The 11967-nt window shown below is 72.6% G+C and carries 10 protein-coding genes; 4 read left to right on the plus strand and 6 right to left on the minus strand.

Annotated elements, in window-relative coordinates; all coding sequences use genetic code 11:
* Positions 1-665: TIGR03915 family putative DNA repair protein (locus tag GVN67_RS24890; RefSeq protein ID WP_160000015.1), on the plus strand; the 665-nt coding region annotated here is incomplete at its 5' end.
* Positions 666-884: 219 nt separating this feature from the next.
* On the opposite strand, the gene GVN67_RS24895 is transcribed toward GVN67_RS24890, so the two are convergent.
* Both GVN67_RS24895 and GVN67_RS24900 read right to left on the minus strand, forming a co-directional pair.
* Positions 885-2282, minus strand: coding sequence for an ATP-binding protein (locus GVN67_RS24895; protein WP_235035465.1), 1398 nt, complete (start codon positions 2280-2282; stop codon positions 885-887).
* 130 nt (positions 2283-2412) lie between these two features.
* The gene (locus tag GVN67_RS24900; RefSeq protein ID WP_160000016.1) at positions 2413-3492 is read right to left on the minus strand and encodes a penicillin-binding protein activator; all 1080 of its coding nucleotides are present in this window, start codon (positions 3490-3492) and stop codon (positions 2413-2415) included.
* A gap of 125 nt (positions 3493-3617) precedes the next feature.
* Between GVN67_RS24900 and rsmI the strand changes: the two genes are divergently transcribed.
* Positions 3618-4529 carry a 16S rRNA (cytidine(1402)-2'-O)-methyltransferase gene (gene rsmI, locus GVN67_RS24905; RefSeq protein WP_160000017.1) on the plus strand — a complete coding sequence of 304 codons (912 nt, stop codon included), beginning with the start codon at positions 3618-3620 and terminating at the stop codon, positions 4527-4529.
* On the opposite strand, the gene GVN67_RS24910 is transcribed toward rsmI, so the two are convergent.
* Positions 4526-5443, minus strand: a complete 918-nt coding sequence (locus tag GVN67_RS24910) for a LysR family transcriptional regulator (protein ID WP_160000018.1) — start codon at positions 5441-5443, stop codon at positions 4526-4528. The genes rsmI and GVN67_RS24910 overlap by 4 nt on opposite strands.
* A gap of 92 nt (positions 5444-5535) precedes the next feature.
* Here GVN67_RS24910 and GVN67_RS24915 point away from each other — a divergent pair, with 92 nt between their 5' ends.
* Together GVN67_RS24915 and GVN67_RS24920 are read left to right on the plus strand one after the other, a co-directional pair.
* Complete coding sequence (locus tag GVN67_RS24915) at positions 5536-6321, plus strand: NAD(P)H-dependent oxidoreductase (RefSeq protein ID WP_160000019.1); 786 nt, start codon at positions 5536-5538, stop codon at positions 6319-6321.
* Positions 6322-6402: 81 nt separating this feature from the next.
* Positions 6403-7518: a glycosyltransferase family 2 protein gene (locus tag GVN67_RS24920; RefSeq protein ID WP_160000020.1), complete on the plus strand. Its 1116-nt coding sequence runs from the start codon at positions 6403-6405 to the stop codon at positions 7516-7518.
* 38 nt (positions 7519-7556) lie between these two features.
* Here GVN67_RS24920 and rsmA read toward each other — a convergent pair whose 3' ends face one another.
* The 3 genes from rsmA to GVN67_RS24935 form a co-directional block, all read right to left on the minus strand.
* Positions 7557-8399, minus strand: coding sequence for a 16S rRNA (adenine(1518)-N(6)/adenine(1519)-N(6))-dimethyltransferase RsmA (rsmA, locus tag GVN67_RS24925; protein WP_160000023.1), 843 nt, complete (start codon positions 8397-8399; stop codon positions 7557-7559).
* A gap of 7 nt (positions 8400-8406) precedes the next feature.
* On the minus strand, positions 8407-9792 hold the full coding sequence (locus tag GVN67_RS24930) for a peptidylprolyl isomerase (protein ID WP_160000021.1): 1386 nt from the start codon (positions 9790-9792) through the stop codon (positions 8407-8409).
* Between the two features lie 71 nt (positions 9793-9863).
* Positions 9864-11967: LPS-assembly protein LptD (locus GVN67_RS24935; protein ID WP_235035466.1), on the minus strand; the 2104-nt coding region annotated here is incomplete at its 5' end.

Below are 11967 nucleotides of genomic sequence, written 5' to 3' on the forward strand. Positions count from 1 at the left end.
CTGTGGCGGAGCGCGCGCTCGCCGTCCCCCGCGACTGGCTGACCACCGCCGAGCGCGCGCTCCGCCACAGCGACCCCGAGCGCTTCGCCCTGGCCTATGCCCTGCTCTGGGATGCCCGCGACCAGCCCGGCCTGCTGCGCCGCCCGACCGAGCCGCGCATGCAGCGCCTCTCGGCCATGGCCCGCGCCGTGAAGCGCGACGCCCACAAGCTGCATGCCTTCCTCCGCTTCCGCGAGATCGACACCGAGGACGGCCCGCGCTCGATCGCCTGGTTCGAGCCTGAGCACCACATCCTGGAGGCCGAGGCCGACTTCTTCGTCCGCCGCTTCGCCATCCTGCGCTGGTCGATCCTGACGCCCCGCCTCTGCGCCCATTGGAACGGCGAGGCCGTCACCTTCGCCCCCGGCGCCCGCCGCGCCGACGCCCCGGCCTTCGACGCGACGGAAGACCTCTGGCGCACCTACTTCGCCAGCATCTTCAACCCGGCCCGGCTGAAGCCCGAGGCGATGCGGGCCGAGATGCCCAAGAAATATTGGAAGAACCTGCCGGAGGCGGCGATCATCCCGACGCTGATGCAGGGGGCATCGGGGCGGGTAAAGGTGATGATGGGACAGGAGTTTTACGAAGGGCGGAAGCAGAAGGGAAGTCATAGGCCAGGGGAATGAATTCCCCTTTTCTTTCGGACTGCCGTGTCCACGTGGAGACAGTACGTGAAACGGCCCTGCGGCAGAGCGACCTTTAATCGAGTGCTGATTTCATGAAATCGGCGCCCCGCCGCGATGCCCTGGTGACGGCGCAGGTGATGCGCAGGTCTCGCCACGGCCGGTGATCAGAAAAAAGATGGGGGCTTGGGGGAATTCATTCCCCCAACCTTTCCCCTGCCTTCACCCCGCCGGCAACCAAACCTTAAACGTCGCCCCTTCGCCTTCCTTGCTTTCGATCATCAGCTGTCCGCGGTGGCGGTTGACGATGTGCTTGACGATGGCCAGGCCCAGTCCGGTCCCGCCGGCGTTGCGGGAGCGGCCTTTGTCCACCCGGTAGAAGCGTTCCGTCAGCCGGGGGATGTGCTCGCGGGCGATGCCGGGGCCGTCGTCGATCACGCTCATCGTCACGCCGGGGCGGTTGCCGCCGACGGTGGCCACTTCCAGCTTCACCAGGCCGCCCTGCTGGCCGTGGCGGACCGCGTTCTCCAGCAGGTTGCGCAGCACCTGGGACAGCTGCTCCTCGTCGGCGGGGGCGGCCACCGCGTCCTCGGCCAGGGCCATCTCCAGCTGGACGCGGCGGGTGGCCAGGATCGGCGCCATGGCCTCGGCCTCGCGGCGGGCGAGCTCGGCCAGCGGCACGCGCTCGGTGGGGGCCTGGTGCTCGGCCAGCTCGATGCGCGACAGGCCCAGCAGGTCCTCGATCAGCCGGCGCATCCGCTCCGACTGCTCGGACATGATGGTCAGGAAGCGGTCCTGGGCGTCCGGGTCGTCCTTGGCCGGGCCGCGCAGCGTCTCGATGAAGCCCATCAGGCTGGCCAGCGGGGTGCGCAGCTCGTGGCTGGCATTCGCCACGAAGTCGGCGCGCATCCGCTCGACGGCGCGCTCGCGGGTGCGGTCGGACAGCAGCACCACCAGCCGGCCGCCATCGGCCAGCGGCGGGTCGAGCGGGATCACTTGCGCCGCCAGCTCGCGCGGGACGGGCACGGGCAGGATGATGTCGACCATCTGGCGCTGGCCCTCGGCGAGGGCGCGGTCGACGGCGCCGGCCAGGGCCGGGTGGCGCAGCAGGGCGGCGGCGTCGCCGGCCAGCGGCCCGGCCTCGGCGGCGCGGGCGCCGAACAGGGCACGGGCGGCGGCGTTGGTGCGCAGCGCGCCGCGGTCGGCGCCCAGCACCAGCAGCGGGTCGGGCAGGCTTTCCAGGATGGCGGCATCGGCGCGCTTCATGCGGCCGACCAGCTCGCCGCGCTCGGCCAGGCTGCGCGCCAGGCGGGCGACGCCGTCGGAAACCTCGGCCAGGGCCGGCAGCAGGCGCGGCTCGGCCTCCGGCCAGTCGCCCTCGCCATCGGCGGCGCGGCGGAGCACGCTGGACAGGCGGGCCAGGTTGCCCAGCCACAGGCGGGAGACGGCCAGCGCCGCGGCGACGGTCAGCAGCAGCGCCAGCAGCCCGGCGCCGGGATCGACGTGGTCGGTGATCAGCAGCAGGACCAGCAGGGAAGCGGGCGCGCCGCCCACCAGCGCCGCCGAGCTGAGCCAGCGGCCCAGGGCGGGCCCCGGGGACGCGGTGTCCTGGTCTGTCACGCGAGGATCTTCCCGAAGCCGGTCATGGCGGTTGCGAAGCGGCCAGGGTTCCGCGGGCGGCGGGCCGCTTTCAACCGACAAATCGAAGAAAGCCGCGCCCGGCGGCGAAAGCCGGGCGCGGGCGGGCGGTTCAGAAGCCGACGCTGCCCGGCAGCTCGGCCGGGGCGACGACGCCGGGCGGGCCGCCCGGGGCGATGGCGTAGACGGCCAGGCCCCGCTGCACCATGCCGCCCGGGGTCAGCCGCAGCTGGCCGTCGGCGCCGAGCACCGTCTCGCCCAGCGGGATCTGCGCGATGCCGCCCGGGCCCTGGCCGCGCATGGCGCGCGCCGCGATGGCCGCCGCGTCATAGGCGACGCCGACGATGCGCGAGGGCTTCTCGCCGAAGGCAGCCTCGTAGCGGCTTTCGAACTGGCCGCGGGCGACGGGGTCGGCGCCGGGGAACCAGGCGCCGGACAGCGCCAGCTGCTGGCCCATGGCCTCGTCCATGCCCCACAGCGCGTGGCCGGCCAGGCGCAGCGGCGGCATGGCGACGCCGGACTGGGTCAGCGCGCCGGCGAAGTCGCGGGCGCGCACGCCGCTCTCGCCCAGCAGCAGCATGCCGGGGCGCTGGTCGGCCGGCGCGTCGGGCATTAGCCCCAGCTTCTGCGCGATATCCTTGGCCACCAGCGAGGGCTGGGCGGCGCCGGGGTAGAATTCGACCATCGGCTGCGGCAGGCCGAGCTCGGCGGTGGCGGCGCGCAGCGCGGTGGCCATCTGCCGGCCCAGCGCGCCGTCGGGCGCGGCGAGAGCGAAGCGCTGCACGCCCTGGGCCTGGGCGGCGCCGACCAGGCGGCGGACCTGCTGGACGGGGGTGATGCCCAGCGGCCAGACCTGGGTGCCGGCCTGGTTGGCGTCGTTGGTGAAGGGCAGCACGGGAATGGCGCTGCCGCGGGCGACGCCGGCGACCGCCGCGGTCTCCTGCGCGGTCAGCGGGCCGACGATGATGCGGGCGCCGTCCTGGATGGCGCTGCGCGCGGCGGAGGCGGCGCCGGCCGGGCTGCCGCCGGTGTCGCGCGGGAGGAACTCGAAGGAGGGGTCGCCCTGCTCGAACAGCGCCAGCTGGGCGGCGTTCAGCAGCGGCTGGCCCAGGCCGGCCTGCGGCCCGGTCAGCGGCAGCAGCACGGCCACCTTGGCGCGCGGCGGCGGCGGCGGCGCGATCTGGCCGGCCACCGGCTGCGGCGCATAGCCGCCAGCGGTGCGAGAGGCTTGCGGGGCGCAGGCGGAGAGGGCCACAAGGGCGGCGATCAGCGCGGAGCCGGCCAGGCCCCTGCGGGACTTCGGGAGAGCTTCGGCCAGTGCAGTCAGACGAGAACCAAACAGACGAGACGACAAGTGAAACCTCCCCTCCGCCGGGCAAGGGGCCCGGCCTGACGCTGGTGGCGACGCCGATCGGCAATCTCGGCGACCTCTCGCCCCGCGCCCTGGCCGTGCTGCGCGCGGCGGACGTGGTCTTGTGCGAGGACACCAGAGTAACCGCACCGATGCTCGCGCGACATGGCGTTTCGGTGAGTCTTCTCCCGCTCCACGAACACAACGAGGATGCCGCGACGCCGAAGCTGATCGCGCGGATGGCGGGGGGGCAACGCCTGGCCCTGGTTTCGGATGCAGGCACGCCGCTGATGAGCGACCCCGGCTACCGCCTGGTGCGGGCCGCCATCGCCGAGGGCGTCACCGTCTCCGCCGTGCCCGGGCCGAATGCGGCGGTGATGGCGCTGACCCTGTCCGGCCTGCCGCCCAACCCGCATCTGTTCCACGGCTTCCTGCCGCCGCGCGATGCCGCCCGCGCCGCCGAGCTCGCCCGGTTCCGCGCCATGGAGCGCGCCGGCCTGTCGGCCACGCTGATCTTCTACGAGGCGCCGCACCGGCTGGGCGACACGCTGGCGGGGATGGCCGAGGTGCTGGGGCCCGAGCGCCCGGCCGCCGTCGCGCGCGAGCTGACCAAGCGTTTCGAGGAGGTCCGCCGCGGGTCTCTGGCCGAGCTGGCCGCGCATTACGCCGAGCACCAGGCGCGGGGCGAGATCGTGCTGCTGGTCGGCCCCCCCGGCGAGGAGGTGCCCGAGGCCGAGGCCAGCCTGGACGACCGGCTGCGCGCCGCGCTCGCCGGCGGCGAGAGCCTGCGGGATGCGGCTGCCCTGGTGGCGGCGGCGACCGGCCTGCCGCGCAAGCAGGTCTATGCCCGGGCGCTGGAGATGAAGGGCGAAGCCTAGGCCTCGATTCCGGGGATGCGGCGGATCTCCCCGGCCAGGAAATCGGCCAGCAGGCGGACGCGGGCGATGCCGGCGCGCTCGGGCTGGATCAGCAGGCTCATCGGCACCGGCGGCAGCCGGTAGTCGGGCAGGATTTCTTCCAGCTGCCCGTCGGCCAGCAGGTCGGCCACCAGCCAGCGATGGGTGGGGCCCAGGCCGCGGCCGGCGCGGAAGGCCTCGCGCGCGGCCAGGCCATGGTCGACGCGCAGCCGGCCGCCGAAGGGCACGGACTGCACCGTGCCATCCGGGCCGCGCAGCGACAGGACCTCGCTGCCGGCGACATTGGCCATGCGGATGCCCTGATGCGCCGCCAGCTCGGCGGGGCGGCTCGGCCTGCCATGCGCGGCCAGGTAGGCGGGGGCCGCCACCAGGATGCGGCGGCATTGGCCGACCGGCCGCAGCTTCAGCCCGCTATCGGCGAGCGGCCCGAGGCGCAGTGCCAGGTCCACCCCCTCCCGCACCAGGTCGATGCGCTCGTCGGTCAGGCTGAGATCGACATCGATGCCGGGATGGCGGTCCTGGAAGGCGAAGACCAGCCGGGTCGCCTGCAGCACGCCGAAGGCCGCGGTGCAGGAGAGGCGGATGGTGCCGGCGACGGCGCCCCGCTGGCCGCGCGCCTCCTCCCCTGCCTGGTCGACCAGGCGCAGGATCTGCAGGGCGGAGGCGTAGTAGCGGCGGCCTTCCTCGGTCATCGCCACGCGGCGGGTGGTGCGGCTGAGCAGGGGAATGCCGACCGCCGTCTCCAGCTCGCGGATGTGGCGGGTGATGCTGGACTGGCCCAGGCCGAGCTCGCGGGCGACGGCGGAGAGGCTGCCGCGCTCGGCGACGCGGACGAAGCTGCGCAGCCGCTCCAGGGTGACGTCCGACCTCTCCATTTTCCGGCACTTTCTTATCCGTTGTGCCGGTGTACTGCGGGAATGAGGGAGCGACCAGCTGGAGGGAATTCGCTCTCGAAAGGCTGTCCCCGATGAACATCCTGCTGGTCTTCGCCCATCCCGAGCCGCGCTCGCTGAACGGCGCGCTGCGCGATGTCGCCGTCGCCGCGCTGCGGGCCGAAGGGCATGCGGTCCGGGTGACCGACCTCTATGCCGAGGGCTGGAAGGCGGTGGTCGACCGCGAGGATTTCCCGGGGCTGGCGCCGGAGGAGCGGCTGCGCGCCGCCGCCGCCTCGGCCGCCGCCTTCGAGGCCGGGGCGCTGACCGCCGATGTGCGGGCCGAGCAGGAGAAGCTGCTCTGGGCGGATGCGCTGATCCTGCAGTTCCCGCTGTGGTGGTACAGCATGCCGGCGATCCTGAAGGGCTGGGTCGAGCGGGTCTATGCCTATGGCTTCGCCTATGGCGTCGGCGAGCATAGCGACCGGCACTGGGGCGACCGCTTCGGCGAGGGCACGCTGGCGGGCAAGCGCGCCATGCTGCTGGTCACCGCCGGCGGCTGGGCCGAGCATTATTCGGCCCGCGGGGTGAACGGGCCGATCGACGACCTGCTGTTCCCGATCAACCACGGCATTCTTTTCTATCCGGGCTACCAGGTGCTGCCCGCCTTCGTCGCCTATCGGGTGGACCGGCTGGACGGGCCGGGGTTCGAGGCGCTGGCGGAGGAACTGCGGGGGCGGATGCGCGGGCTGGCGAGCGACGCGCCGATCGCGTTCCGCCAGCAGAATGGCGGCGACTACGCGATCCCGGCGCTGGTGCTGCGGGAGGGGCGGGAGGCGCCGGGGGCCCGCGGCTTCGCGCTGCACCGGGTGGAAGGCTGAGCCGAAGCTTGCCTCGGCGGCGGCTTCGGGGGAATTTCGCCAGGACCGACCGCGGTGCGCCGCCCCTGGAGAGACCGCCCGATGGCCGAAAGCCCGCGCCGCCTGGAAGCGCCGATCATCATCTTCGCCTTCGACCGGGGCGAGTATCTGCGGCGCTTCTGCCTGTCGCTGAAGGCGCAGGAAGGGATCGTCATCGATGAGCGCCGCATCTTCCTGCTGCAGGACGGGGCGGTGTCGCGGCGGTCGGGGGTGCGCTACGCCTCGGACATGGCGATGGCGGAAAGCGTCACCGCCTTCCGCAGCGTCTTCCCCGCCGGCCAGGTGGTGGCGAGCCCGGAGAATCTTGGCATCGCCGGCAATATCCAGCGCGGCGAGCGGATGGCCTTCGACACGCTGGAGGCCGAGACCGCCTATTTCTTCGAGGACGACCTGGAGCTGGGCCCGGCCTACCTGGTCATGATGGAGCGGATGCGGGAGGCGCTGTCGGCCTTTCCCGAGGTCGGCTATTTCGCCGCCTATGGCGACCACCGGCAGAAGCCGAAGCCGACCAAGGTGCGGATGGTGCCGCTGGACCACCATTGGGGCTTCGGGCTGCGGCGGGCGGCGTGGAAGCGGATGCAGGACTGGCTGAAGCCGTATTACGGGATCATCGGCCAGACCGACTATCCGAACCGCAATCATCTCGGCGTCTATCGCTTCCTGGCGAAGCAGGACATGGCGATCGACAAGTCGTCGCAGGATGCGCTGAAGGCGCTGGCGGCGGCGAAGCTGGGCATCGCCCGCGTCATGACCGACCTGTGCTTCGCCCGCTATATCGGGGCCAAGGGCGCGTCCTTCAGCGAGAAGCGCTTCTTCGAGATGGGCTATGACCGGATGGAGGCGGTGGGGGTGGCCGACCTGCCGCTGGAGGGGTTTTCGGCCGAGCGGGTCGCCTATGCCCTGGCCGAGCAGCAGCAGCGGTTCCGGGATTTCCGGCAGCATGAGTTCGACGGGTTTCTGGAGCGCTACAGCGCGCGGCACTGGGACCCTGACCGGCTGGTGACGCGGCAGGATGTCAGCGATTTCTACCGGCTGTTCCTGGACCGGCTGCCGGAGGGCGAGCAGGTCTATGAGAGCTGGGTCGAGAGGAAGACCGTGGCGACGATGCGCCATGCCCTGATGAGCAGCCGCGAGTTCCAGGGCCGAAATTTCAAGTAATCGCGGGGTCCGGGGGGATCGTATCCCCCCGGCGGGGGTCAGGGGGCAGAGCCCCCTGCTTTCTTCAGCTCATTAATGGCGAGCCGCTCGAATTCCGCAACCGACAGCGTCTCCGCCCGCCGCGTCCCGTCGATATCGGCCTCTTTCAGGATCGCCTCGGCATTGCCCAGCGTCTTCAGGCTGGACCGCAGCATCTTCCGGCGTTGCCCGAAGGCGGAGGCGGTCACCTTCTCCAGCGCCTTCATCAGCGCCGGGTCCGGGTCCTCGGCATGGGGCACGAGGTGGACCACGGCGGACCAGACCTTGGGCGGCGGGCTGAAGGCGCCGGGCGGCAGGCGCAGCATCATGCGGCACTGGCAGCGCCACTGGGCGAGGACGGCCAGCCGCCCGTAATGCTCGGTGTCGGGGGCGGCGACGATGCGCTCGGCCACCTCCTGCTGGAACATCAGGGTCATGCTCTCGAAGAGCGCGGCCTGGTGCAGCCAGCCGATCAGCAGCGGGGTGCCGACATTGTAGGGCAGGTTGGCGACGATGCGGCGCGGCGCCGGCAGCAGGGTCGCCGCGTCGATGCGCAGCGCGTCGCCCTCGACCACGGTCAGCTTGCCGGGATAGGCGGCCGACAGCTCCCCCAGCGCGCCCAGCGCCCGGTGGTCGAGCTCGACGGCGGTGACATGCTCGGCCGGGCTCGCCAGCAGCGCGCGGGTCAGGCCGCCGGGGCCGGGGCCGATCTCGAGGACCTGGCGGCCCTCCAGCGGGGCGGCGATGGAGGCGATGCGGCCGCAGAGGATGGCATCGAGCAGGAAGTGCTGGCCGAGCGCCTTGCGCGCGGCCAGCCCGTGCTTCTGGATCGTCTCGGCGAGCGAGGGAAGGGCGGTGGAAATGGCGCCCTCAGCTCCGCATGTCGATCTGGGCGCGGCGGCGCAGGTCGCGCTGCAGCTGGCGCGAGCTCAGTTCGACGCGGTCGCGCAGGATCTGGCCGCGCGCCGCATCCGGCGACAGCTCGGCCAGGTTGCGGGTGTCGCGGGTGCAGACGGCCAGGACCAGCACGCCTTCCGGGGTGACCAGCGGCTGGCTGGCGCGGCCGACCGGCAGGCTGGAGACGATGTTGCGCAGCGCCGGCGGCTGCATGGTGTCGAGGCGCAGCGCGCCGCCCGGATCGGCGGGGCGGTCGCCGCCACGGGCCGCCGCCTCGACCGCCGGGCAGGCGCGGCCTTCGAGGGCGCGGGCGCGCTCGACGGCCTGGCGCTGCTGGTCGGTCGGCGCCTGCGGGTTCAGCGCGCTGGTGAAGGGGAAGAAGGCCTGGCGCAGGGTGACCAGCGTCGCCAGCTCGCGCCCCGTCTCGCGCTTCTGGCGCAGCGCGATGATCTGGAAGCCGCCGGGCACGCGCACCGGGTTGGCGATGGCGCCGGGCGGCATCTGGCCGACGATGCTGCCGACCGCCGGGTCGAACTCGTCGGGGCGGGTCCAGCCCATGTCGCCACCCTGCAGCGCGGTCTGGCTCTGGCTGAACTGGGTGGCGGCGGCGGGGAAGGGCACGCCGCGGCGCAGCTGGGCGACGACGTCGTCGACGAAGCGGCGCACCTCGGGCTCGGCGGCGGGGTCGTCGACGGGGACGAAGATCTCGGAGACCAGGTATTCCGGCTCGCCGGTGCGCGCCTTGTGGGCGGCCACGAAGTCGGCGATCTCGGAATTGCCGATCTGCCCCTGCTGGCCGAGCTGCTGGCGCACCAGGCGGGACCAGCCGATCTGGTTGCGGATCTGGTCGTAGAGGGCGCGCGGCGCGATGCCGGAAGCGCGCAGCTGGTTGGCGAGCGCGCCGGGCGGCAGGCCGTTGCGGCCCTCGATCTCGCGCACCGCCTCGGCCACGTCCTCGTCGGTGACGGGGATGCCGCGGCGCTGGACTTCCTGCATGCGCAGGCGCTCATCGACCAGCAGGCGGGTGACCTGGGGGCGCAGCCGCTCGACCACGTCGCCGGCGCCGCCCATGTTGGCGTTCAGCGCGAAGAGCCGGGCGCGGCCGGCGACCTCGGTCGCGGTGACGATGTCGCCATTGACCACCGCGACGATGCGGTTGGTCTGGGACGGCGCCGCGGCCGTGGCCTCGGGCGCGGCGGCGGCGGCCGGGCGGCGCGGCTGGGCCGCGGCGGGCTGCGCCAGCAGCAGGACGGCCGCCAGGGCCTGCGTCGCCGCGAAAGCGGAGAGGAGGGCGCGGGCCGGGAGGCGGGTCTGGAGCCCAGGCTGGGCAAAGACGGGGCGGGCGAGAGCACGTCGCATGGCGGTTTTCCTAGGCCGGGCGCGGCCCGACCGCCAGCCCCAATCGCGGGGCCGGGGGTCAGGCGGCCCCATCAGATCGCGCGGAAGCCGAAGTCGCCGATCGTCTTGAAGGAGACGCGGAACAACAGGACCGTCGAGGACGGGTAGTAGGAGGAACGGTTCGACGGCTCCGCATAGGTCTTGGCGAAGCGGGTGTCGAAGATCAGGCACTCATCCTCGTAGGTCAGGTTGACGCCGGCGGAGACGGCGCGCTCGAGCTCGAGGTCGTAGCGGCCATAGGTGCCGGCGCGCCAGTACTGGCCGATGCGGGCCTGGACATTGCCCGAGACCTCGCGCCGCTCGCGGGTCGAGATCAGCGCGCTGGAGGGGATGGTGTAGAGGTAGCCGCCGCCGAGCGAGACCGGGCCCAGGCCGATGCGGGCCGAGGTCTCGACCATGCGCGCATCCAGCCCTTCCTTGTCGAGGCGGGTGCGGGCGGTCAGGTCCAGCCAGGGCGTCGGCGACAGGCGGACGCGGCCGACCCAGTCGGAGGAGCGGCCCTCGAGGCCGGAATCCTCCTCGAAGACGCTCTCGCTGCTGGCGCGGAAGGAACGGCCGACGAGGCCTTCCAGCTGGCCGCCATTGGGGAACATCCAGGCGCTGCGGAAGGCGGTGTCGACGCGGCTGCCGCCCTCCTGCCGGTCACGGCCGGGGAAGCGGTTCAGCGCGAAGAGGTTGGCGTCGGAGAACTCGAAGTCGAGGCTGTCCTCGTTGGCGACCAGGGTCTGCCGGCCGGTGGAGGGGCCGGTGACGAACTGCACCCGGGGCTCGAAGATCTGCGCGCCATAGTCGCCGGCCTGGCGGACGAAGGGCATGCGCCAGTCGACAGCGGCGCGGACATTGACGGTGGCGTCGGTGGCGGTGCCGCGGTTGGCGTTGTTCGGCGCGCGGTCCAGGTCGTCGACCCAGCGGGCCAGGGCGTCGCCCTGGGCGCGCAGCGTCCAGACCGAGCCGTAGCGGTCGATGCGCGGCAGCTCGTAGGTGAAGCGGCTGGCGATGCGGCGGGTGTCGGTGCCCTGGTCGCGGTACAGCGAGAAGGCGCCGGCATCGACGGTGAAATAGCCGCCCAGCGCGTCGCGGCCGCGGAAATGGTCGCCGAAGAAATTCGGCAGCACCACCGGGATCTGGCCGGTGTCGTCGACCTCCGACAGGCCCTGATAGGCGCGGGCATCGACGCGCACATAGTCGTTCATGCCCCAGAAGCCCTCGAGATAGGCATCAGAGGAAAGCTGGCGCGGCGCCGGGTAGCGCCAGGCGCGGAGATAGGCCTCGCTGCTGGCGCGGTTCAGGTTGAAGCCGGCGCGCCAGTGCTCGTCGAGGGAGAACTGGCCGCGGCTGTAGAGGTGGCCGCCCAGCCCGTCCTCGCTGGCGGCGCCGGCGCGCTCGCCGATCGAGCCGGCGGCCTCGATCTGGCCGAAGTTGAAGCGGCGGCGGTAGTCGAAGCCGAGCGCCGGGTTCTGCTTGGTCGACAGCGTCGGCGTGACGGTCAGGTCGGAGCTGGGGTCGATCGCCCAGTAATAGGGCGTCTCGACGAAGCCGCCGAGGAAGCTGCTGGAGCCGAAGACCGGCGTCAGGAAGCCCGACTGCCGCGGCACCGAGGGGTCGGGATGCGACAGGTAGGGCGTGTAGAGCACCGGCACGCCCGCCACCAGCAGCGAGGCGTCGCGGTAGCGCAGCCGCTTGGTCTCCTGGTCGGAGGTGGCCAGCCGCGCCCGCAGCTGCCACAGCGGCGGCGCCGTCGGGTCGTTCATGCAGAGGTCGCAGGAGGAATAGAGCACCCGCGACATGTCGAGGATCTTGCCGTCGGTCCGCCGCGCGCCGTTGGCGACCATGCGGCCGTTCTGGGCGAGGCGGGCCTTCAGCCCCTCGACCACGCCGTCGCGCATGTTGCCGGTCAGCTCGGCGCGGTCGGCGAACAGCACCTGGCCGTCGGCCTCGAGCAGCTGGACATTGCCCTCGGCGGTGGCGATGCCGGTCTGGCGGTCGAAGGTGAAGCGGTCGGCGCGCAGGATGCGCTCGTTCTGCCAGGCCTCGACGGCGCCGCGGGCGGTGACCAGGTTGCGCTCCTGGTCGTATTCCACCTCCTCGGCGGTGAAGGTCACCGGGGCGTTGTTGCCGGAGGGGGCGGCGGAGGGG

Origin of the sequence: Roseomonas sp. 18066, from assembly GCF_902706185.1 — a bacterium.
In the GTDB taxonomy this organism is placed as follows: Bacteria; Pseudomonadota; Alphaproteobacteria; order Acetobacterales; family Acetobacteraceae; genus Pseudoroseomonas.